Origin of the sequence: Streptococcus pluranimalium, assembly GCF_047785745.1 — a bacterium.
Classification (GTDB): domain Bacteria; phylum Bacillota; class Bacilli; order Lactobacillales; family Streptococcaceae; genus Streptococcus; species Streptococcus pluranimalium_B.
The window spans coordinates 1-22,397 of record NZ_JBLOJT010000021.1; the positions used below are offsets into that span (position 1 = coordinate 1).

The following is a 22,397-nucleotide window of genomic DNA, read 5'->3' on the forward strand; positions in this document are numbered from 1 at the left end:
CTCCTTTCAGACAAATATGGTGTTTATCTGAGCCTAACATAAATGGCTTTTTTCTGTCTAGCTTAATTTTACAAATTGGGAAATATAAATTTTCCATGAAAAGTCGTTATCTAAAAATGATTTTTTGAACTCATTTAGTGTTCATCAATCACTAAAAAAGCATCGACATCATCGTCAATGCTTAAGCTCCTAGTCTTCTTGGCTAGCAAATTGGCTCATGTAAAGATCATGATAGAAGCCTTTATCAGCCAGAAGACTATCATGGTTACCTTGTTCGATGATTTGACCATCTTTAAGTACCAAAATTTTATCAGCTTCTTGAATGGTTGACAGGCGGTGAGCGATAACAAAGCTGGTACGTCCTTGCATCAAACGCCTCATGGCTTTTTGAATCAGTAACTCCAGACGTGTATCAACAGATGAAGTTGCTTCGTCCAAAATCAAGATTTTCGGATCAGCTAAAAGCGCACGTGCAATGGTCAAAAGCTGTTTCTGACCTTGTGAGATATTGCTTGATTCTTGGTTCATCTCCGTCTTATAACCACCAGGCAACGTTCGAATAAAGTGATCCACATTAGCAGCCTTAGCAGCTTCGATAATGTCCTCATCAGTCGCATTTAGATTCCCAAAACGTAGGTTTTCTTGGATAGTACCTTCGTATAACCAAGCATCTTGTAAAACCATCCCAAATTGCTGACGGAATTCTTGACGCGAAAGATTTCTAATGTCATGACCATCAACTGTGATAGCTCCTGATGTGACATCGTAGAAACGCATGAGGAGATTAATCAGAGTTGTCTTACCAGCACCTGTCGGACCAACGATAGCAATCATTTCCCCCGGTTTCACATCAAGATTAAAATCACGAATAAGTGGTTTATTCTCAACATATTCAAAGTCAACATGATTAAAGCTAACCTGACCAGTCAAATCATATTCCAACTCTTCCATAACTCGATTACTCTCATCCTCTTCATCAAGAATAGCAAAGATACGATCCAAAGATGATTTAGCACTTTGGAGCAATCCTGCTAGCTGAGAAATGGTTTGGATGGGTTGGGAAATCTGCCAAGTGTATTGGACAAAGGCTTGAAGATTACCGATGGTCATTTGACCAGAAATAACCTGCAGCCCTCCAAAAACAGCTAAGATCAAGTAAACACCATCCGAAATAGCATGTAAGACTGGCATCATCATTCCTGAGATAAAGCTAGCCTTAAAACCAACTTCTTGAAGATTTTTGGTGATTTGACGAAATTCCTCAGCTGAAGCTTCTTCGCGACCGTAGAGTTTCAAGACATTAAAGCCCGTTAACTTTTCTTGAACAAAACCATTCATATCCCCCAGAGCATCTGCTTGCTTTTTGAAGTAGGGTTGTGATTTTTTGACAATCGCCTGCGCTGTAAAATAAGTCAAAGGAATCATCAAGATCACAAAAATAGCCAGTTTCCAGTTAAGGTAAATTACCATCACTACAACCAAGATGATACTTAAAAAGGCATTAACAATCTGCAAAAAACTTTGTTGTAAAGCGTTAGAAACAGTCTCTACATCATTGGTAAAACGCCCTAGCATATCACCGAACTGGTGTTTATCAAAGTAAGATACAGGAATTCCATTGATTTTTTGGCTGAGATCATGTCGCAAATCCCTAATACTCTTTTGTACAGCCTTGGTCATAAAATAGTTAGAACCATAAGCGCCTATTTCATAAACGAGAGCTCGAAGAGCATAAAGCACTAATACCCAAACGATGTATTCAACATTGATACCAGAGCCAGCTACTCCTTTAGCCATATCAAGCAGATTTTTAGTCAACTCTGTGATAATCAATCCTAAAACAAAAGGCTCTAGAACATTCATAATCGCTGCTAAAGATTTAAGGAAGATAGCAAAATAAACAGAACCTTGATAACGTTTGAGGTAGGACCAGAGGCGTTTAAAAGCATGTGTTTGATGTGTCATTAGGCTTCTCCCTCCTCTAAGTTTTTGCTGTTAAGCTGAGAATTAGCAATTTCACGATAAATGTCATTAGATGCCATTAACTCCTCATGAGTACCTCGACCAACTATTTCCCCTTCATCAAGGACAATAATTTGGTCAGCATCCATAATGGTTCCAACACGTTGTGCCACAATCAGCACCGTCGCATCTTCTGTAACTTCTTTCAAACGACGACGAAGAGTCGCATCAGTCTTGTAATCAAGCGCTGAGAAAGAATCGTCAAAGATATAAATATCTGGCTTTTTAACAATGGCACGTGCAATGGACAAGCGTTGCTTCTGACCACCTGATAGATTGGAGCCGCCTTCAGCCAAGTGCGTTTCATAGCGTTCCTCGCGACTATCAATAAACTCTCTAGCTTGGGCAACATCACTGGCCTCATCAAGCTCTAATCCAGTCGCATCAGCCTTACCATATTTGAGATTTTCCCCGATTGTTCCGGTAAATAACAAGGCTTTCTGTGGAATAAAGCCTACTTTTTGACGAAGAGCTTTAAGATTATAATCTCTAACATCTACCCCATCGACTAAAATGCGACCAAAAGTCACATCATAAAAACGTGGAATCAAGTTGACCAGAGAAGATTTCCCTGAACCAGTTGATCCGATAAAAGCAATGGTTTCACCCGGTTTAGTTTTGAAGGAAATATCGTGAAGAACGGGTGATTCTGTCTCACCTGGATAAGCAAAAGTCACATTATCAAACTCAAGGTAACCTTTGGTTTCCGTCTCCTTAACCCCGTCTTCATTTTTAGAAATAGACAGCGGCATCTCCATCACTTCAACAATACGCTGACTTGAAACCGCCATACGTGGGTACATGGTAAAAAGATTGGCAAAGAGCAAGAAAGAGAAGAGAGCATGGAAACTGTACTCAATAAAGGCAACTAAATCACCGATTTGCAAGTCGCCCTTACTCAAAGGATTCAAAGCAAACCAAACAATAGCAACAATCATAGCAATGATGATTTGCACAAAGAGGGGCTCCGTTAATCCTGTCAAAATAAAGAGCGATTGAGAGGTTTCAGAGTAGTCTTGATTTTTAGTATCAAATCGTTCCTCTTGGAAATTCTCACGAGCAAAAGCACGAATCACACGCAGACCCGTTAGGTTCTCTCGAACATACTGGTTAATCTTATCCAGTGTTTTTTGTTGTTTCTCAGAAAGCGGACGTGTCTTGATAGCCACATATGCCACTACCCAAGCCAAAAATGGAATGGCAACCGCAACAATCCAAGCCATGGATGGGCTGGTTGTAAAAATCATAATCACTGAGAAAACCATCATCATTGGCGTTACCATACCAAGACGTAAACTTTGTTCCGCAAACTGCATTAAAACAAAGGCATCACTGGTCATACGAGTTACCAAAGATGAAACACCAATCTTATCATATTCATTGTGCGAATAGTCTTGTAACTTGTCATACATGTCATTACGCATGTCTTGAATCATGGTTGTGGTTAATTTCCCAGCAGCATACGCTAAAACAATCCGTCCAATAATCCCCAAAATGACAACAATCAACATCATCCACCCCCAGAAATAGAGGCGGTCAACATCGCGTGTGTTTATCCCTTCATCAATCATCCGAGCCAAAATAGTCGGTAGACCTAAATTGACCACAACAAAAAGAAAGGCTCCAAAAATATCTAAAAACAACCACTTGGGGTATCTTTTTAAATAAGACCAGATTAATCCCATATTTTCCTCTCCTAGTTTAACTCTTCTTTGCTAAATCCTATCTTTTCAAATCTTTCATCATCCAAATAGTCATGGCATGATGACCGCTATCATTGGTTAAGGGAGCCTCCATATGCTTAAAGCCCATACTTTCATACAGTCTAAGAGCTTGTCCCAAAACCTCTGTTGTTTCCAGATATATCTTATCATACCCAGCCTCTCCAGATGAAATGATAACCTGTTCCAATAATTTCCGTCCTAGTCCCTGACCTCTAGCATTTTCTAGAACATAAAATTTTTGAAGTTCACAAATAGCGTCTGTAATTTTGCCAAAGCCAGCACCACCTTGAACTTGTTCCTTTTCCACAGCTACAAAATAAGCCGACGATTGATCTTGACCATAAGCGGCAGCCAAATCATCTAATGATGGGTCAAAATAAGCAGTTCCTTGTTTATCAAGTCCTACTGCTTCTAAACTGTTCCGGATAATCCCAGCCATCTCTTCATTATCCTTGGACTGAATAGGTCTAATCTCCATCCCTTACACCACTCTTTCTAAAGGATTACCAGTCTTATAACGCTTCTCGATATGAGCCATACGCAACCGTAGAAGGATACCACAAGAAAAGAGTCCAGCAATTAGTCCAATCCAGTAGGCTTTTGGTCCCAAGGTCGTCATCAAATCGAGCCCCCATCCCACTGGAAGTGCAATCGCCCAGTAAGCAGAAACACCTATCACAAAGGGATAAGTGGTATCCTTGTAGCCTCTCAAAATCCCCTGAATTGGAGCTGCGAAGGCATCCGCCAATTGGAAGAAGAAAGCATAAATCAAGAACTCTGTCGTTAGCTTGATAAAGGCATCGCCTGAACCATATAGGTATGCAACTTGTGCTCTAAAGAAATATAAGAAAGTCAGTGTCACGACCGCAAAAACCATTGCTGTCAAACGCCCGATTTTTGCAAAATCACGAGCTGCTTTGTCATCACCTGCTCCAACCTCAAAAGAAATAGCAATAGGCATGGTAATAGAAATACTAAGTGGAAAGGCATAGAGTAGGGTTGTAAAGTTCATAGCAGATTGATGAGCTGAGATGATTTCTGTTGAAAACTTAGCCATGAAGAGACCAACAGTCGCAAAAATAGCCACTTCTGCAAAAATCTGTAAACCAATTGGAAGTCCCAATAAAAAGCCTTGTTTCAATAATTTTCGATTGGGAGCTGTCCATTGCCAGACTTGGAAAGACTTAATTGTCGGATGAACTAACATAACTGCAATGACTACCAATAAAAGTAACCAATAGGCTAAAGCTGTTCCTAATCCAGCACCTGCTCCTCCCATTTCAGGAAGCCCCAATTTCCCATAAATCAAAATATAGTTAAAAAAGGAATTAAAGGGCAATAAGAGCAACATAAGATACATGGAAACTTTAGTGAGGCCTAGCGAATCAAAGAAAGATCGGTAGACACTAAATAAGAGCAGAGGCAAGATACCGACTGAAATCCATGACAAATACTCTTGTCCAATAGTCACGACAGAAGATTCCAGATTAAAATATGCCAAAGCTGGAATAGCCCCAAAACGTACCAGAATCCAAAGCACAGCTGACAAAATCAAGCCAATATAAATAAACTGATGAAAGTCATCCTTGATTTTATGACGATTTCCCTTTCCTAAATGCTGCCCAATAATAGGAACCAAGGCTGACACAATACCTGTTAATAAGGTAAAGAAAGGATTCCACAGACTTCCTGCCATGGAAACACCTGCCAAATCAATCGTACTATATTTTCCCGTCATCATGGTGTCAATAAAAGTAGCCGAAAAATTGGCAAATTGATAAATTAAAATAGGGAAAAACAATTTGAGAAACAAATTGAGTTTTTCCTTTAAGTTTTCTGTTTGATACATTGTTTAACCTTCTGATAAGATTTCCCAGTCTAAAAAATAGCTGGCTTTTAGATGTGGATCTAATAGTTTTAGGATAAGTGGAGAGGCATTTTGAGGCGTTAATTGATCAAGATCGACCCACTCAACACCTTTTGAATCATTCATTTCTCCAGTTTCTAAATGGCTAGCAAGCTTCTGAATAGGAACATCACTGATCTCAATATCATAAACCGCAAAAATGTGATGAACAGTCTCCTGCTCTCCTTTTGCTTTAACAAAAGTTTCAAAAATACGATTATGAGAAGAAGCTTTGAGTTCAAATCCCGTTTCTTCTTTTAGCTCTCTCTCAAGTGTTCCAGTAAACTTTCACCAGATTCCTGACTACCACCTGGTAAGTCATAACGATTCTTGTAAGGTCCTCTATTTTTACGGACACATAGTAACTTACCGCCTTTAATACAGATACCATAGACACCAAAATGAGATAAATAAGTCATTTTTATCCTCCTACCTCAATCAACCAACTCACTCAAATACTCATAACGTTCATATTTCTCAAGTAATGTTTCGTTTTTGGCATCTAAGTCACGCTGTAAGGTCGCTAACTCCCCATAATGACTAGCATTTTCTATCATGGCTGCTTCAATGCTCTCAATCTCTTCTTCCAACTGAGCAATATCTTCTTCGATACTTGCCCACTCTTGCTTTTCAAAATAAGACATACGTTTCTTCTCTTGGCGTACTTTTTGTGTTTTTGGTGCTTCAACTTTCGCCATCATGTTCGCAGCCTCAGCTTCAAATGCTTTTTCATCAAGATAATCCGTATAGTTACCATAAAAGGCATTGATGTGACCATCTTCGAAAGCTAGGATTTTATTGGCAACCTTATCCAAGAAGTAACGGTCGTGACTTACCGTAATCACAGGACCTGCAAAGCCTGATAAGAAGCTTTCTAAAACGGTTAAAGTCGCAATATCAAGATCATTAGTCGGCTCGTCTAGCAGAAGAACATTTGGTTTTTCAATCAAAATCTTTAAGAGATAAAGACGCTTTTTCTCTCCACCGGACAACTTAGAAATCTGAGTCCCATGAGTTGAACGTGGAAACAGGAACTGCTCTAAAAGCTCACTAATACTGGTCGTCCCAACAGTCGTCTTAACCTCATCAGCCACTTCCTGCAAATAAGAAATCACACGCTTACTTTCATCCATATCCTTGATTTGCTGCGAGAAATAACCAACCCTAACCGTCTCACCGATGTCTAGCTTACCAGCGGTCGGCGTCAATTCTCCCGTTATCAAGTTAAGAAGGGTTGACTTACCAACACCGTTATCTCCAACGATTCCGATTCGATCCTTATTTTGGATAATCAAGTTAAAGTCAGAGAGGATTTGCTTGGTGTCATCGTAGGAAAAGTCCACATGTTCAAAATTAACGACTTTTTTCCCAATACGGCTAGTTTCAAAATTAATTTCCAAATCTTCTGAGCTAGTGTCTTGGCGCACATCTTTTTTCAAATCATGGAAACGATTGATACGTGCCTGTTGCTTGGTCGCACGCGCTTGCGGTTGCGTGCGCATCCATGCCAATTCTTGCTTATAGAGTTGTTTCTTTTTATGCATGGTAGCCGCATCACGCTCGTCCTGCTCCGCCCGCAAACGCACATAATCTTGATAATTCCCTTGGTATTCCGTCAAACGACTATCAGCTAATTCAAAAATGCGTGTTGCTACATTATCCAAGAAATAACGATCATGGGTGATAAACAGGACTGTCTTTTTAGTATTGGTCAAAAAATGAGTCAACCAGGCAATCGTATCAATATCCAAGTGGTTGGTCGGCTCATCCAATAGCAATAAATCCGCATCCCCAAGCAAGACTTGTGCCAATTGCACACGACGACGAAGCCCACCTGACAAGGCTGAAACCTTTTGGGTCAAGTCAGAAATCCCAAGTTTAGATAGTACTGTCTTGACGTCACTTTCGATAGTCCAAGCGTTAAGAGAATCCATTTCAGCCATGATTTTCTCCAGGTCTGACTGTTTATCCTCCGAATAATTAGCCATAATAGCCTCGTAATCACGAATCAATCGCATTTCACGCAGATCCGATGATAAAACTGTATCCAAGACCGTTTTATTCTCATCAAATTCAGGCTCCTGAGTCAAATAGGAAATCTTATAACCATTTGCCTTGATAAAGGGTGATACATCACCATCAAAACCCAATCTTTCTGAGATAACATCTAATAGGGTCGTTTTCCCCGTCCCATTAACACCGATAATCCCAATGCGGTCCAAATCATGAATAATAAAAGAAATATCCTGAAAAACAGTCTTGTCTCCCACTGATTTGGTTAATTTTTCAACAATAAAATCACTCATTTTATACCCTTTTCTAGGCACCAAAAGGAGGCAAAGCCTCCCTTTAGTTATGTCATATTTTTGATAAAATCAAAGATTGCTAACTTGTCATTAGCCAAGTGTCCATTAACAATAGCCTCTTCAACTTGATTAAGAATTCTTCCCAAATCTGGACCTGGTTTCATCCCTAATTCTGAAATCAGGATACCACCATTGACAACAATCTCATGCTTGTCATGAATAAGGAGCTCCTGATCTAGTGTCACTAAGCGTTCAACGTTTGCCATCATACCAAAGGCAGACCGCAAATCTTCCACTTCATAGATTAAGGTCTTACCATACTGATAGACTTGCCAACTCGTTAACTCTGAAGACTGGCGAGCCTTGAAAACATCAACCATCTGACTCACCTTTTTTTGAAACTGAACAGACGTCTTCCATTTTTTTAAAAATGCCTGTGGCTGCTTAATCTTCAGAACAATCATCATAGCTGCCCAAGCTTGTTCAGAACTTAGAAAATGATAGTCCTTTTCAATCACTGCTTGAAATTCCTGCCACTTGGATACCGTTCCCTGTAACTCAGGTAGATAATCATAAGCACCAGTTGCTATTAAAGCAGACAGACCTTTTGACCAATGAGGTGCCATTAACAACTTATCAAATTCAATAAAGCTACGTTCAACAGAGATTTTTTCCAATAATGGCGAACAAGCAGACATAGAAAGGAGGGTTTCCTTTTCAATATCAAAATTAAGGCTAGCTGAAAAACGAATTCCCCTCATGATCCTCAAAGCATCTTCGTTAAAGCGTTCTTGAGCCTTTCCTACCGCACGCAAAAGACGATTTTCTAAGTCCTTTAAGCCATCGAATAAATCAATGACCTCGCGGTCTTCATTTAAAGCGAAGGCATTCACCGTAAAATCACGTCTCTTTAAATCTTCTTTTAGCGAGCGAACAAATGAAACGCTGGATGGTCTACGATAATCCACATAAACATCTTCCGTTCTGAAAGTGGTCATCTCATATTCGTGACCATTCTCCAAAACTAATACTGTGCCGTGTTCAATGCCAACATCAACCGTTCTCTCAAAAATCGCTTTTGTTTCTTCCGGATAAGATGACGTCGCAATGTCAACATCGTGGATAGGACGTCCTAATAAAACATCACGGACGGATCCACCGACAAAATAAGCTTCAAATCCAGCATTTTTTATCTTTTCAAGCAGAGGGAGGGCCTCTTCAAACTCAAGTGGTAACTCTTCTAACTTCATTAGAGTAATTTTTCCAATCCATAAACTAATTTGTCACGTTTGACCACCTCTTTAATCCCTAAATTGACACCACTCATAAAAGAAGAACGGTCATAAGAATCATGACGCAAGGTCAAACCTTCCCCCTGTGCTCCAAAGATAACTTCTTGATGCGCTACGAGACCTGGTAAGCGAACACTGTGAATACGGAATCCATCGTACTCAGCACCACGAGCACCAGCCATCAACTCTTCCTCATCTGCTGCCCCTTCTGCTTTTGACTGACGACTTTTCGCAATTAACTCTGCTGTTTTGATAGCTGTACCTGAAGGGGCATCTTTCTTCTTGTCATGATGCAATTCAATGATTTCAAAATCAGGGAAGTATTGAGAAGCTTTGGCAGCAAATTCCATGAGAAGAATAGCTCCGATAGCGAAGTTTGGTGCAATCAAACCACCCAGTGATTTCTCAGAAGATAAAGTAATCAGATCAGCAATTTGTTCTTCCGTAAAACCTGTTGTCCCTACTACTGGCGCAAAACTGTTTTCTAAGGCAAAACGAGTGTTTTCATAAGCAACTTTTGGCATCGTAAAATCAACCCAGACATCAGCATCAAAGCCAATAAGATCTTCCTTATCATTAAAAACAGGAACACCGTCAAGGTCTTTTTCCTCAGCAAATGGATCCAATAAAGCTGCTAGTTCAAGTGCTTCATCCGATTTAACCATATCAACTGCAGTAGACCCCATACGTCCTTTAAAGCCTGCAACAATCACTTTAATAGCCATCTCTTCTCTCCTATTTCTATCTTTTGAAAAAGGGAGTGAGCTTTTTTCTGATATCTCAGAAAAACCCAACTTCCCCAAACGGTTCATTCGTTTACTCTCTACGAGAATGCTAATTTAATTCTTCAAAACTTTGGGTGTTATCCCAAAAGCAATAGCACCTTCACCAAGATGTGTTGCAATCACACTACCAAAAGAAACAATAGACAAATCCTGATCGAAACCAGATTCTTTTAATTGTTGATACAAGTCTTTCGCCTTATCCTCAACATTGGAGTGGATAATAACGACATTAAAATCACCCTGAGATGTCGTCTCGCGAAGAATCTCAACCAAACGTTTGATTGCTTTTTTTTCAGTCCTAACTTTCTCAAAAACTTCGATAACACCCTCATTATTGAAATAGAGAATCGGCTTAATAGACAGTAAATTACCAAGTAAGGCTGAACCATTAGACAAACGCCCTCCCTTGACCAGATGGTTTAAATCATCAACAAGGATAAAAGCAGTTGTGCCTTCAATCTGTTCTTTCAGCTTATCTATAATAACGTCAAAGTCACAACCTTCTTGCGCTAAGGTTAAAACGGTTTCTACCATATAACCCAGTGGAGCAGAGGTAATTTTTGTATCAGGAATTGCAATAACGAGATTATGGTGTTCATCTTTTAAAAATTGACTATTAGCCCAGAACCCAGAAATACCACTTGATAAAAAGAGGCCAATCACATGAGTGTAACCTTCGGACTGCAAAGTCATCAATAGGTTATTAAACTCCGCTAAGCTGGGTTGACTCGTCTTGGGCAATGCTTCATTGGTAGCCATTTTTTCATAAAAAACTGGCATGGTCAAATTCTGACCTTCCACATAGGTGTGATCATCAATAGTGACAGGAATATCTAAACAAAATAAATCAACATGTCCCTTAACAACGGAGGAAAGAGCTGCTGAACTATCTGTTACTACTGCTAACTTCATTAACTATTAAACTCCAACTTAATTCCTGGACAATCCAGAGCAATTTCCGTAACTTCATAAGTCATACGCTTAACCATTTCAAGAAGTGGGGCTGCTAACGACTCTACTTCCTCTTGAGAAAATTCTTTAGGTTCATTGATAATACGATTTTTGATATGATCCATTTGAGAGACGACTCCCGAGATCATAAATTCATCACGAACAATGGTAAATTGCAAAACAGCTACAATGGTAGTCTCTTTCTTCTCGATATTTTTCTCAATTAACTGAAAAGTCACTTCAAAATTAGTTTCCGGTGTCCCATTCTCTTTTTCCCATTCCAAATTACGCGCATTATAGTGGTATTGGTTAACAAATTCTTTTTCATGTAAAACTTCCATAATTTTCTCCTCTAGATTCAATTATAACGATTATAACATATCGTTTGATGAAATAAAAGTTTTCTAATACTTCTTCTGTGGGTGTTTGGCTACAAACTCAGGGTATTTCCCCAGCAAGTCCTCACCAGATTCAGTCAAAGCATAAGAGCGCTCATCAAATAAAGTTGCCAATTCTTCCTCGGTAAAATATTGCTTCAGAGCCGCATCCAAATCAGACCGCCTCATCTTGCTCAATCCCTTAACATCTTTAGTTTTAAAAAAATCCTTCACATCAGATGCAGTGATCAGATTGATGGAATCAAAAGCTGAGTTGATAGAGACATAGCCCCTAGCTATTAACTCTTCTAACTCCTTTTGAGCATCAATACCATAAGTCGTGTAAAAATACTTGTGGTGTGGACTTTGGGTCGTATAAGTACCAAATTGAATCCGCCATAGAAGAATAATGTGACCAGGAAGCAAACCTTCCTCTATTCTTTCCATTTGACGTTTCGCGATTGGTTTTCGTAATAATTCTGCCTCATATTTTGGCAAAATAAAAGGCATCTCAGCATGGTCGCCATAAACTTCATTCAATGTTTTCATGCATAATATTATAACAAAAAGCACCTTAATTAACTAGAAATGAGAGTTGGGCAAAAATAGATAACTCGAAGATTTCCATTTTCTCTCACCTGTTTATTCCTAGGTTCGGGCTAAAAAATTCATTTCCCAGACCGCTTTCGACCCACCTCCACACAACTCAAACAGTCAAAGGAGCGACTGTTTGAGGGCGGAAAGTACGGCTTTCCTCATTCATTAGAACGTAGGAGTTGATAGCATCAGTGCTTTAGAAAATAGAGCGGCGTTGCAACTCACGATTTTCCACATTTAAGGATTATATGACTGGAATCACTCAACCACTACACCTCGCTTAGTTGAATGAATATAATCTTTTGGATTGAATGTGATACTCTTCGCTTTCTGATTTCTAGTCATAAAAGAAGCTTTGCTTATCATATTTCCAACTTCAAGCAGTTCCATTTAACTGTTTGCGTCTCAGTTCCTCATCTGAAAGTGAATTCATTTGACTATAACTTAAAAAGGCAAGGACTTTTGTCCCAGCCTCAAACACTAACATTGATAGCATAAAATTATTCAAAACGCCGAACTAAGCTAGTGCCTTCTCTATATGGCATCATACCTTGTTAATTGATAGGTTTGAATAAGCTTATTAAGTTTAGAACCATACGATATATCTGTCGCATAAGTCCCTGTCAATGCTTTAGTAGCATCAGCATAAGACAAGGTATTACTCCTGTGCACTTCCCAATACAAGTCTCTATCTAAAAATTGAGCATAGTCCTCCAAGCCATTCTCCAAATTACCATAAGACCTAAAATCGGCAGTTATGGTATAAGGATTTCCCTGACCGTCGTCTTCCCAAGTTTCTAAAGAAACTGATTGCCCCTGATAGTTTCCTTTTATCCCAAAAAAGTTAAAGTGCGGTGATTGACTGAGCACTGACTGCCCACTATCAGATTCCAAAATGGCCTGAGCAATCATAACAGACGCATACAAGTCATTCTCTCTAGCAATGACTTGAGCTCTGGGTCCAATCTCCTCAATAAATTGTTCGGTGATTGACAACTCTGTCACTGGCTTTACTCTTTCCGGTACTAACTCTTTCATAAAAATAGCGATGGCAAAAGCCATGGCACTGACTAACAGAACGGTTTTCATTGAGTAGTACCTTCTTCTATTGCATCTTACCACTTTTACCCCTATCTAAATGTCTTCATTAGTTTAGATTTTAGCATAAGTTAAAAAGAAGGCAAACTAAAAACCAGACAAGTCATCCTAATCTGGCTGTAACCATTATTATTTTCCGAAAAAGGTTCGTTTCAATTTTCCTTTTAGAGATAAATCTGCGGAGTTTGTAGCTGCTGTTTCATCAGTATACAAGGCTTCAATGAGCTCAGAAGCATGCTTAATCCCATCAGCAACCGGACGTTTAACCAATTTTTTACCAGCAAAACGCTTAACATCAATCTCCTTATCAGAAGCAATAATAATACCTTTAGCTCGTAAAATATCATCTTCTGTCAGAGCATTCTTATCCCCACTAGCACCATTTGTTTCAACCTTTATGGTCATCCCTTTCTTAGTAGCTGCTTTTTTCAAAGCTTCTTCCGCCATATAGGTATGAATCAAGCCCGTTGCACATGCCGTCACAGCAACAATGAAATCTCCAGTATGACTGACTTGTTCCGCACTATCTTCCTTACTTGGCAGACAATCAAAAAGTTCTAAAATATCATCTTCCGTGCTTGCCTGACGCAAACGATCCGCGAATCCTACTTTAGTCAAATATTTTGATAAATCAGCAATGGCTTCTAATTGAACATCCTCTGCATCACTCGGTGCTACCACCATAAAGAAAAGATCAACCGGTTGGCCATCTGCTGCTTGGTAGGGAATCCCCTGCGATGACCGTGCAAACAAAATAGCTGGCTTATCAACAACAATATGCTTACTATGAGGCATGGCAATGCCATGACCAAGTGCTGTCACACCTTGCTCCTCACGAACCATGATACTTTTCTTTAATAAATCACTATCATGAATGATATCATGAGCTGCCAACTTAGCAATCATCTCATCAAGAGCTACATCTTTTGAAATAGCTTTCAAAGCCATAATCATCAAGTCTTTACGTAACAATTCTTTAACGGACACTCTATTTCCTCCTTGGAATGTTTTATTTAGTCTCGTTTTTTAGGGTTATGACATTCAAAACCATTATTTTCCTTTATCATAACATGTTTTACAGAAAAACTGATCTGGAAAGTGTGTTCATTTTGTGTCTTTTTTCCAGATAAAAAGCGATGACCGCTTGGTCAACGCTAAATGTGATTATTCTTAATAGTAGAATTATTTAGATTTACGTAGTAATCCAAAGAGAACACCTGAAACCACCGCACCAATCGCTACAAAGAGGAGGTAAAGGAATGGGTTACTGGTCAAAGCGATAACAAAGATACCACCGTGTGGTGCCATCAATTTGATACCAGCTAGACCAACAAGAGCACCTGTAAGAGCTGAACCAGCAATGAAACTAGGGATAGCGCGTGCTGGGTCAGCAGCACCAAATGGGATCGCTCCTTCAGTGATGAATGATAGTCCCATAACGATATTTGTCAAGCCAGAGTTACGCTCTTCTTCTGTGAATTTATCTTTGAAAAGAAGTGTTGCCACAAAAACTGCAAGAGGAGGTACCATACCACCAGCCATAACAGCAGCCATAACAACCGAACCACCATTAGCAACAGTCGCAGCAAGCGTTCCCGTACCGAAGACATAGGCAGCTTTGTTAACAGGTCCACCCATATCAACCGCCATCATACCACCTACAAGAAGACCCATAAGGATAGCTGAACTACCCGAAAGGTTTTCAAGGAAAGTGTTAAGAGCCGTATTGATAGCCGCCATCGGAATATTCACCAAGAGCATAAGGAAACCAGTAATTGCTACTCCAAGAAGTGGGAAGAGCAAGATTGAGCGAACACCGTCAAGTGAACGAGGCATACCAGCAAGGACTTTACGGAGAACAAGAATAACACCACCTGCTAGGAAACCACCAACCAGAGCTCCAAGGAAACCAGATGAGACACCTGCAAGACTAAGTGTTGCTTCACCGCCTGCTGCATAAGCCACTTTACCGAAAGCAAGACCACTGTTTGCAATAGCTCCAGCTACAAAACCAGCAACAAGACCTGGTTTTTCAGCGATAGAGTAAGCAATATACCCTGAAAGAACTGGAAGCATGAAACCAAAGGCTGCTCCACCAATTGATTTGAAGAGTGCTGCAATCTCATTATAAGAACCAAGATTTGACAACTGATCTTTAGGCACACCTAGCAGATTATCTAAAAGGAAGGCAAGCGCAATCATGATACCACCACCGATAACGAATGGCAACATTTGAGAAACCCCACCCATTAGGTGTTTATAGAAAGCACCCCCAAGGCTTGTTTTTTCTTCTGAAGCTGCGGCTTGTGCCCCTTCTTTAGCAACATAAGTATCAGCTTTACCATCAAGGATTGTTTGAATAAGTTCTTGAGGTTTTTTAATACCTTCAGCCACTGGACGTGAAATCAATGGTTTACCGTTAAAACGAGCCATCTCAACAGCTTTATCAGCAGCAACAATGACACCTTTTGCTTTTTCAATATCCGCTGCTGTCAATTTGTTACCAACACCTGAAGCACCATTGGTTTCAACTTTAATAGCAACACCCATTTCAGCTGCTTGTTTCTTGAGAGCTTCTTCAGCCATGTAAGTATGAGCAATACCAGTTGTACATGCTGTTACCGCAACGATAAAGTCTTGGTCGCTTGATGATAGGTTTGTTGCATTATGTTGTACAAGCACTTCTTCTTGTTCTGCTTTTTTATCAGCTTCTTCTGCACCGTCAAAGGTTGCAATCACACCATCAGGAGTATTGATTTGACGCAATTCATCTGCAAAGCCATCTTTCATCAAGTATTTTGATAACTCAGCAAGTGCTGCAAGATGAGTATCGTTAGCCCCTTCTGGAGCTGCAATCATGAAGAAAAGATAAGTTGGTTGACCATCAAGGGCTTCATAATCAACACCAGAACTTGATTTAGCAAAAAGAACTGTAGGCTCAACAACAGCTGTATTTTTTGAGTGAGGCATTGCAATACCGTCACCTAATCCAGTTGAAGTCAAGGCTTCACGAGCCATGATACCTTCTTTAAAAGTTGCAAAGTCATTGACCACGCCTTCTTCGACTAAACGGTTAATCATTTCATCGATAGCTGCTTCTTTAGTGCTAGCTTGAAGGTCCAAAATCATGACATTTTTATTCAATAAGTCTTGAATTTTCATTGTTTTTCTACCTCTACTTTTTCATAAGTTTCTTTAATAAAGTCAATATTTGCTAAGTCGTCCGAGAAAGTTGTCGCTGTTCCACAAGCCACTCCCCATTTGAGAGCTTCAAGGGCATCACCAGATTTGACAAGCTCACCTGTAAATCCTGCTACCATGGAATCACCAGCACCAACAGAATTCTTCACCTGACCTTTAATCGGTTTAGCAAAGTATGCAGCGTTCTCAGTTACAAGAAGTGCCCCATCTCCAGCCATTGAAATCAAAGCATTTTGAGCACCCATTTCAAGGATTTTACGCGCATAAGTTTCAATATCCTCGAGTGTTTCTAAGGTGACATCAAAGATAGCTTCTAATTCATGGTTATTAGGTTTCACCAATAATGGTTGGTACTCAAGCGAATCCAACAATGTTTGTCCCTCAAAGTCACAAACAATAGCCGCTCCTGCTTCTTTAGCAATAGGCAAAAGGTCTTTATAGACCTGGTTTCCGAGGTTACTTGGTGCAGAACCAGCGAAAACAACAACGTCATCAGCTGTTAAATGAGCCAACTGATCTTTCAAAGCTGCTAGTTCCTGTTCAGAAATAACCGGACCAGTTCCATTAATTTCTGTTTCTTGATCAGCCTTGATTTTAACATTGATACGTGTATCCTGTGATACTGGAACAAAGGCCGTTGAAATCCCTTCTTTTTCCAATTCATCTGTGATAAAACGACCTGTAAAACCACCAATAAATCCTGTAGCTGTATTATCAATAGCCAAACGCTTTAAAACACGGCTAACGTTGATACCTTTACCACCAGCGTACTTATCATCACTATCCATACGATTAACTTGCCCAACCTCAACGACATCAAGGCGCACGATATAATCAATAGACGGATTTAAAGTAACGGTATAAATCATACTTCAATAACTCCTGTCTTTTCTTTAATAATAGGTAATAGGGGGTGATCACAGTGATTTGTGATAATGGTGACATCACTTAACGAGGCAACATTGATGAAGGAAACCTGCCCCAATTTAGAAGAATCTGTTAAAATGTAAGCTTTTTTAGCACTAGCGATAATGCTTCGCTTCACCACAGCTTCTTCCATCTCAGGTGTCGTGATATGTTCGGAATCAATACCATTCATTCCTAAAAAGGCTTTATCAAAGTTGAGACGGCTCACTTGCTCAACGGCGATTTGTCCGACACTAGCATCTGTTGTATTTTTAATAAAACCACCAATAATTAAGGTTTTTATATTTTTATCAACAAGCTTAGCCGCATGGTGAATAGCATTGGTCACAACCGTCAAACCTTCTTGATTTAAAAGGGGAATCAAAAGTTCAGTTGTCGAACCTGCATCCAAAAAAATCACATCTCCATCTTGAACTAATTCAGCAGCTTTTTGAACCAAAGCTTTTTTAGCTTGAATGTTTTTGATAGCTTTTTGACGAATATCAGGCTCATCTTGAAGAGTATGAATTTTCTCAGCCCCACCATGGACGCGATGAAGTTTGCCTTCAGACTCCAGTTCATCCAAATCACGACGAACAGTCGATTCTGAAGTTTCCAATAAATCAACCAAATCTTCTAAAACCACATAATCATCGAGAATAATTTTCTCCATAATTAGGTGTTTTCGTTCGGTTTTTAAGATGACACTCACCTCCTACTGCAATCGTTTACAGTTGCCATTATACTCCTTTCATAAAATATGTCAATAGAATTCTGTCATTTTCTACCATTTTCTTTCAGTTTCATTCTTTTTCATGTACTTTCTTTTTTAATTTTTTTTGAAGGTATAGAAAAAATTGATAGCTTCTAGCTGTATTTAAGCATCATAAAATCCAAGTCAACTGACTTGGATTTTAATAATTATTACAATTAGTATAGCTTCTCAGCTCATTATAGCTAGCTTTACAGCCATATTAGGCCCTAAGTATTAGCAGGTGTTCTTTCGATAGATTCACAAAATGTTCTCAGAAGGTTGGATTAATCTTTTATCAATGACGTCGAATGCACGATACGGTTATCACAATCTGGATAAATGTATTTGATAGCTTCGTTGACAGCTGTCGGTGCTTCTCCGAAGCCTGTTGCGATTAAATCAGCTTTTCCTGGGTATTCCGCAGCATCACCGATAGCGTAAACACCATCCATACTCGTTTTTAAGACTTGGTCCACAAAGATACGATTGCGTTTGTAGTCAAGATTCCAGTTTTTTAAATTCTTATTATTAGTTGAAAAACCAAAGCTAACAATTAAAGCATCCAATGCTAAATCAACAATCTCTTCTTCTTTGATTTTTTGAATACGCAAACTACTTGCTCTGCCATTTTCCCCAGAAATCGAAATAGGAATATATGGTGTCATCATCTTCACGGAAGAATTCTTCATCACTTCAACACTGTGTTCATGAGCGCGAAAAGCATCCCTGCGATGAACCACCGTAACGCTAGCAGCTACGGGTTCTAACATATTAGCCCAGTCCACAGCAGAATCTCCACCACCACAGATGACAACATTTTTACCGATAAAAGGCTCGACCTGATGAACATTATAGTAAAGATTGTCGTCAGCATAGACGTTTTCATCTTCCAGTCCAAGAGGACGTGGTGCAAAAGCCCCATTGCCACAGGCAATGATAATCGCTTTTGAGTGGTGTTCCGCCTTGTTGGTTTGAATACTGAAAATCCCATCTTTTTTTTCAAACGTTTGAACTTCCTCTTTGAGACAGATAGTCGTTCGATCGTCAAAACGCTCTACTTGCTTAATCAAATTTTCCGATAACTGTCCCGCTGTGATAGCTGGATAGGCAGGAATATCATAGATAACCTTTTCAGGGTAAAGCACAGCTGGCTGTCCACCCAGTTCAGACAAGCTTTCAATGATTTTAACCTTCATTCCTCGCAAACCAGCATAAAAGGATGCAAAAAGCCCAACTGGACCACCACCAATGATGGTAATATCATAAATAGTTTTTTCTGTCATTTTAGTCTTTCTTATCTTTCATTTCATCAAGTTCACGTTTGATCATTTCTAAAATCTCAGCTTCCTCTTTAGAAAAATTATAAGCTTCCAAAAGGTCCGGTCGTCTGAGGTAGGTTTTACGGAGACTTTCTTCCAAACGCCAGCGACGAATATTCTTATGGTGACCGCTCATGAGCACATCTGGTACTGTCATGCCACGAAAGTCATAAGGACGAGTGTATTGTGGGTATTCCAATAACCCTGATGAAAAACTATCATCTTGGTGGCTAGCTTCTTTACCAATCACTTCTGGTATCAGACGAACCGTCGCATCAATCATGGTCATGGCAGCCAATTCTCCACCAGTGAGAACAAAATCACCGATAGAAATTTCATCTGTCACCAAGGTCTTGATACGCTCATCATAACCTTCGTAATGTCCGCAAATAAAGATTAGCTCATTTTCTTGTGCTAATTCCTCTGCATAATATTGGTCAAACGTACGACCAGCTGGGTCTAGTAAAATCACGCGAGGATTTTTAGCAGCGATTTTATCATAAGTATCAAAAATAGGCTGCGCTCTTAAGAGCATACCCTGACCACCACCATAAGGTTCATCATCCACATGCCGCGCTTTTTCTGCATTTTCTCGAAAATTATGGTAGTTGATTTCTAACAAACCCCGCTCTTTCGCTTTACCAACAATCGAGTGTTCCAAGGGAGCGAACATGTCTGGAAAAAGGGTCAAGATATCAATTTTCATCGTCTAAACCTTCCATAATCTCTACATCAACACGATTGGCTGCGACATCAACATTCAGCACAACTGATGGAATATAGGGTAACAAGAGATCCTTCTTCCCTTTACGTTTAACCACCCAAACATCATTGGCACCTGGTTGCATAATTTCTTTAATTTGACCGATGAGGACATCATTTTCATAAACATCAAGTCCGATAATTTCATGGTAATAAAACTCATCTTCAGCTAAATCCGTTAGATTTTCCTCAGCAACTTTCAAGACAGTTCCCTTATACTTCTCAACATCATTAATATGATAGAGCCCTTTAAATTTGACGATATCAAAATTTTTCTGTTTACGGTGGCTAGCGATTTCCACATCTAGAAGGTGCTGGTCCTTATCATCAAAAATGGATAGCTGGCTACCTTTTTTAAAACGCTCTTCTGCAAAATCCGTCACAGAAAGCACTCGCAATTCTCCTTGCAAACCTTGGGTATTTACAATTTTACCAACGTTAAAATAATTCATTTTTTCTCCGTTTGTTTACTCTTACTTATCATCCTTACTGACTTTTCAATAGCATTACGTAAAGTCAGTAACCTCTACTATTCTATCACTTTCAAACCAAATTTGCATTATCTCTCATCTAAAAAAGAAACCAGCTCATGCTGATTTCTTAATATCTTATTTTTGTAATTTTTTCTTTGTTAAAAAAATCATAGCAATGAGCGCTAAGCAAGCGGAACCTAACCAAGCCATGAAATTATTTGACTGCTCACCTGTACTTGGTAACGCCTTTTTAGATACTTGGACTTGGCTCAATGGTTTTTGACTATTTTTACTATCTACTTTTGAAGTCTTTGTCTCCTTGCTTATTGAATTTCCTTCTCCTGCTGAAGTCGGTGTCTCCTTGCTTATTGAATTTCCTTCTCTTGCTGAAGTCGGTGTCTCTCTACTTGTAGACTGTTTGTCTACTGCTGAAGCTTCCGGTTGTTTGCTAACTGAAGTCTTTTCCGCTTCTTTCTTGAGCTTATCAGCTTTCTCAGAGTTTTTTTCGTCTACTTTAGGTGCCTCTGGCTTAGCAGAATCGTCCGAAGAAATCATCTGATCTGATGTCAGATAGATCGAGCGCTCATTTCCTGGCATTGCTTCTGAAATATTTTCCAACTCGTTAACAGAAATCTTATAGAAAGTACCGTCATGTAACCCTTGAGAAAATATCACTTTACCTTCGTTATCAGAAATCCCATTACCCATTTCCTGACCAAGTGTATTTCTCAACACAACTTTTTGTCCTGAAATTGGTTCAGCATTTTCATCCACAACAACAACTGTCACGCTATCTTTACTATAAGTTGGTTTTTTTTCACCTTTACCATCTGCAAAGAAACTAGCTCTCATCACTGATCCTGCTTCGCTCGTTCTAATAGTATGCCCTTTTACAACACCATCCACAGTAATACTGTAATTACGGCTTAAGGATAACTCTTCAAAAATGGCTTGACCATCCGAATTAGAAGTCGCAGAAATCGTTGGGCCATTAGGCCCATCGGTAATATCGCTAAGGACAACTTCTTTACCTGATAATGTCAGACCATCCTCAGCTAAAATAGTTGCAATAAAGGTAAAACCAGATTTTACGGCATTACTAGTATCCTCATAGACATACCTAGATTGTCCAGGTATTACTTCACCTATCTTGCTACCATTCAAATAGTAATTATAAAAAGTACCCTCTAAAAGTTTATCAGTAAATACAATATTCCCCATCGAATCACTACGTTTACTATCAATGAGATTACCATTACGATCCTTCAGGCTAACTTCTCTATTAGCTAACACTTCACCATCTTGATTGACGACTGTAATCGTAATCGGTTTAGTAGTATAAGTCGGTGCTCCTGTACCTTGACCAGGTATTGTAAAACTTGATGCCATTTGACCGCCAGCTTCTCCAGATCTAACTGTATAACCTTGGATAATACCATTAATTGATACAGAGAAATTGCGATTTAGAGGAAGATTATTAAAAATGACCTTACCTGAAGAATCACTAATACCACTTGCATATTCTACACTACCACTTGTAATATCATAAAGCATTATCTTTTGCCCAGCTAGTGTCTTACCATTTTCACCTAAGACAGTAACTGTAAACATAAACCCTTGAATAGGTTGGGTAATAGCATCTCCTGTAGCTTCTTCTGCCTTAACTAATGACATAGGCTGAACAAGAATCGTTGTACTCAAACTTGCTATTGTAAACAAGCTTATTAAAGAATGTGATTTACCTTTCATCATGACTCCTCTGTTAATAAAAAATTGATTTTTAAAAATAATTAACCGGTTAACTATTTTAGTATACTTCCTTCCCGAGGGCCTGTCAATGTAAAATAACAAGTATTAAAAAAGACTTAATTTATAAATATCAAACTGATTAGAACTCAATCATCTTTAACAATAGTTATCGCTT

General features: G+C 39.3%; 21 protein-coding genes and 1 pseudogene. All 22 read right to left on the bottom strand.

The window, feature by feature from the left end:
• Positions 1-189: 189 nt before the first annotated feature.
• The 22 genes and pseudogenes from ACMZ6U_RS04135 to ACMZ6U_RS04240 all read right to left on the bottom strand — a co-directional run bounded on the left by ACMZ6U_RS04135 (position 190) and on the right by ACMZ6U_RS04240 (position 22,222).
• Entirely contained in the window at positions 190-1,965 is a 1,776-nt protein-coding gene (locus ACMZ6U_RS04135; RefSeq protein WP_416106498.1) for an ABC transporter ATP-binding protein, read from the bottom strand.
• A complete protein-coding gene (locus tag ACMZ6U_RS04140; RefSeq protein WP_416106500.1) occupies positions 1,965-3,707 on the bottom strand; it encodes an ABC transporter ATP-binding protein in 1,743 nt (580 codons plus the stop codon). Before ACMZ6U_RS04140 ends, ACMZ6U_RS04135 begins: the two co-directional genes overlap by 1 nt.
• 37 nt (positions 3,708-3,744) lie before the next feature.
• Positions 3,745-4,224, bottom strand: coding sequence for a GNAT family N-acetyltransferase (locus tag ACMZ6U_RS04145; RefSeq protein WP_416106502.1), 480 nt, complete (start codon positions 4,222-4,224; stop codon positions 3,745-3,747).
• A gap of 3 nt (positions 4,225-4,227) precedes the next feature.
• Positions 4,228-5,595, bottom strand: a complete 1,368-nt coding sequence (locus ACMZ6U_RS04150) for an MATE family efflux transporter (RefSeq protein WP_416106504.1) — start codon at positions 5,593-5,595, stop codon at positions 4,228-4,230.
• Positions 5,596-5,598: 3 nt separating this feature from the next.
• Complete coding sequence (locus ACMZ6U_RS04155) at positions 5,599-5,739, bottom strand: hypothetical protein (protein WP_416106506.1); 141 nt, start codon at positions 5,737-5,739, stop codon at positions 5,599-5,601.
• A pseudogene (locus tag ACMZ6U_RS04160) lies at positions 5,740-5,871 on the bottom strand (hypothetical protein); the annotation flags it as partial.
• 38 nt (positions 5,872-5,909) lie between these two features.
• Positions 5,910-6,071: a hypothetical protein gene (locus ACMZ6U_RS04165; RefSeq protein ID WP_416106508.1), complete on the bottom strand. Its 162-nt coding sequence runs from the start codon at positions 6,069-6,071 to the stop codon at positions 5,910-5,912.
• Positions 6,072-6,086: 15 nt separating this feature from the next.
• Positions 6,087-7,958, bottom strand: coding sequence for an ABC-F family ATP-binding cassette domain-containing protein (locus ACMZ6U_RS04170; protein ID WP_416106510.1), 1,872 nt, complete (start codon positions 7,956-7,958; stop codon positions 6,087-6,089).
• Positions 7,959-8,005: 47 nt separating this feature from the next.
• Entirely contained in the window at positions 8,006-9,208 is a 1,203-nt protein-coding gene (locus tag ACMZ6U_RS04175) for a CCA tRNA nucleotidyltransferase (RefSeq protein ID WP_416106512.1), read from the bottom strand.
• Positions 9,208-9,975, bottom strand: a complete 768-nt coding sequence (gene dapB, locus ACMZ6U_RS04180) for a 4-hydroxy-tetrahydrodipicolinate reductase (RefSeq protein ID WP_416106514.1) — start codon at positions 9,973-9,975, stop codon at positions 9,208-9,210. Before dapB ends, ACMZ6U_RS04175 begins: the two co-directional genes overlap by 1 nt.
• Before the next feature lie 114 nt (positions 9,976-10,089).
• Complete coding sequence (locus ACMZ6U_RS04185; RefSeq protein WP_416106516.1) at positions 10,090-10,947, bottom strand: DegV family protein; 858 nt, start codon at positions 10,945-10,947, stop codon at positions 10,090-10,092.
• On the bottom strand, positions 10,947-11,327 hold the full coding sequence (locus tag ACMZ6U_RS04190; RefSeq protein WP_416106518.1) for a DUF1149 family protein: 381 nt from the start codon (positions 11,325-11,327) through the stop codon (positions 10,947-10,949). Before ACMZ6U_RS04190 ends, ACMZ6U_RS04185 begins: the two co-directional genes overlap by 1 nt.
• Positions 11,328-11,390: 63 nt before the next feature.
• Positions 11,391-11,912, bottom strand: a complete 522-nt coding sequence (locus tag ACMZ6U_RS04195) for a hypothetical protein (RefSeq protein ID WP_416106520.1) — start codon at positions 11,910-11,912, stop codon at positions 11,391-11,393.
• 582 nt (positions 11,913-12,494) lie between these two features.
• Positions 12,495-13,049 carry a glucosaminidase domain-containing protein gene (locus ACMZ6U_RS04200; RefSeq protein WP_416106522.1) on the bottom strand — a complete coding sequence of 185 codons (555 nt, stop codon included), beginning with the start codon at positions 13,047-13,049 and terminating at the stop codon, positions 12,495-12,497.
• Positions 13,050-13,187: 138 nt separating this feature from the next.
• Positions 13,188-14,045: a fructose PTS transporter subunit IIA gene (locus ACMZ6U_RS04205; protein ID WP_416106523.1), complete on the bottom strand. Its 858-nt coding sequence runs from the start codon at positions 14,043-14,045 to the stop codon at positions 13,188-13,190.
• Between the two features lie 195 nt (positions 14,046-14,240).
• Positions 14,241-16,220 carry a fructose-specific PTS transporter subunit EIIC gene (locus tag ACMZ6U_RS04210; protein ID WP_416106525.1) on the bottom strand — a complete coding sequence of 660 codons (1,980 nt, stop codon included), beginning with the start codon at positions 16,218-16,220 and terminating at the stop codon, positions 14,241-14,243.
• Positions 16,217-17,128 carry a 1-phosphofructokinase gene (gene pfkB, locus ACMZ6U_RS04215; RefSeq protein WP_416106526.1) on the bottom strand — a complete coding sequence of 304 codons (912 nt, stop codon included), beginning with the start codon at positions 17,126-17,128 and terminating at the stop codon, positions 16,217-16,219. The genes ACMZ6U_RS04210 and pfkB overlap by 4 nt, the downstream gene beginning before the upstream one ends.
• Entirely contained in the window at positions 17,125-17,877 is a 753-nt protein-coding gene (locus ACMZ6U_RS04220) for a DeoR/GlpR family DNA-binding transcription regulator (RefSeq protein WP_416106528.1), read from the bottom strand. The genes pfkB and ACMZ6U_RS04220 overlap by 4 nt, the downstream gene beginning before the upstream one ends.
• Before the next feature lie 326 nt (positions 17,878-18,203).
• On the bottom strand, positions 18,204-19,202 hold the full coding sequence (locus tag ACMZ6U_RS04225) for an NAD(P)/FAD-dependent oxidoreductase (protein ID WP_416106530.1): 999 nt from the start codon (positions 19,200-19,202) through the stop codon (positions 18,204-18,206).
• 1 nt (position 19,203) lies between these two features.
• Positions 19,204-19,944: a tRNA (guanosine(37)-N1)-methyltransferase TrmD gene (trmD, locus tag ACMZ6U_RS04230; protein ID WP_416106532.1), complete on the bottom strand. Its 741-nt coding sequence runs from the start codon at positions 19,942-19,944 to the stop codon at positions 19,204-19,206.
• Entirely contained in the window at positions 19,934-20,452 is a 519-nt protein-coding gene (gene rimM, locus ACMZ6U_RS04235) for a ribosome maturation factor RimM (RefSeq protein WP_416106534.1), read from the bottom strand. Before rimM ends, trmD begins: the two co-directional genes overlap by 11 nt.
• A 156-nt stretch (positions 20,453-20,608) precedes the next feature.
• Positions 20,609-22,222, bottom strand: a complete 1,614-nt coding sequence (locus ACMZ6U_RS04240) for an LPXTG cell wall anchor domain-containing protein (RefSeq protein WP_416106536.1) — start codon at positions 22,220-22,222, stop codon at positions 20,609-20,611.
• Positions 22,223-22,397 lie beyond the last annotated feature (175 nt).

Bases quoted from the DNA above. Each gene is read 5' to 3' on its own strand.
- ACMZ6U_RS04135 (WP_416106498.1), bottom strand. From the start codon at position 1,965: ATGACACATCAAACACATGCTTTTAAACGCCTCTGGTCCTACCTCAAA.
- ACMZ6U_RS04140 (WP_416106500.1), bottom strand. From the start codon at position 3,707: ATGGGATTAATCTGGTCTTATTTAAAAAGATACCCCAAGTGGTTGTTT.
- ACMZ6U_RS04145 (WP_416106502.1), bottom strand. From the start codon at position 4,224: ATGGAGATTAGACCTATTCAGTCCAAGGATAATGAAGAGATGGCTGGG.
- ACMZ6U_RS04150 (WP_416106504.1), bottom strand. From the start codon at position 5,595: ATGTATCAAACAGAAAACTTAAAGGAAAAACTCAATTTGTTTCTCAAA.
- ACMZ6U_RS04155 (WP_416106506.1), bottom strand. From the start codon at position 5,739: ATGAATGATTCAAAAGGTGTTGAGTGGGTCGATCTTGATCAATTAACG.
- ACMZ6U_RS04165 (WP_416106508.1), bottom strand. From the start codon at position 6,071: ATGACTTATTTATCTCATTTTGGTGTCTATGGTATCTGTATTAAAGGC.
- ACMZ6U_RS04170 (WP_416106510.1), bottom strand. From the start codon at position 7,958: ATGAGTGATTTTATTGTTGAAAAATTAACCAAATCAGTGGGAGACAAG.
- ACMZ6U_RS04175 (WP_416106512.1), bottom strand. From the start codon at position 9,208: ATGAAGTTAGAAGAGTTACCACTTGAGTTTGAAGAGGCCCTCCCTCTG.
- dapB (WP_416106514.1), bottom strand. From the start codon at position 9,975: ATGGCTATTAAAGTGATTGTTGCAGGCTTTAAAGGACGTATGGGGTCT.
- ACMZ6U_RS04185 (WP_416106516.1), bottom strand. From the start codon at position 10,947: ATGAAGTTAGCAGTAGTAACAGATAGTTCAGCAGCTCTTTCCTCCGTT.
- ACMZ6U_RS04190 (WP_416106518.1), bottom strand. From the start codon at position 11,327: ATGGAAGTTTTACATGAAAAAGAATTTGTTAACCAATACCACTATAAT.
- ACMZ6U_RS04195 (WP_416106520.1), bottom strand. From the start codon at position 11,912: ATGAAAACATTGAATGAAGTTTATGGCGACCATGCTGAGATGCCTTTT.
- ACMZ6U_RS04200 (WP_416106522.1), bottom strand. From the start codon at position 13,049: ATGAAAACCGTTCTGTTAGTCAGTGCCATGGCTTTTGCCATCGCTATT.
- ACMZ6U_RS04210 (WP_416106525.1), bottom strand. From the start codon at position 16,220: ATGAAAATTCAAGACTTATTGAATAAAAATGTCATGATTTTGGACCTT.
- pfkB (WP_416106526.1), bottom strand. From the start codon at position 17,128: ATGATTTATACCGTTACTTTAAATCCGTCTATTGATTATATCGTGCGC.
- ACMZ6U_RS04225 (WP_416106530.1), bottom strand. From the start codon at position 19,202: ATGACAGAAAAAACTATTTATGATATTACCATCATTGGTGGTGGTCCA.
- trmD (WP_416106532.1), bottom strand. From the start codon at position 19,944: ATGAAAATTGATATCTTGACCCTTTTTCCAGACATGTTCGCTCCCTTG.
- rimM (WP_416106534.1), bottom strand. From the start codon at position 20,452: ATGAATTATTTTAACGTTGGTAAAATTGTAAATACCCAAGGTTTGCAA.
- ACMZ6U_RS04240 (WP_416106536.1), bottom strand. From the start codon at position 22,222: ATGAAAGGTAAATCACATTCTTTAATAAGCTTGTTTACAATAGCAAGT.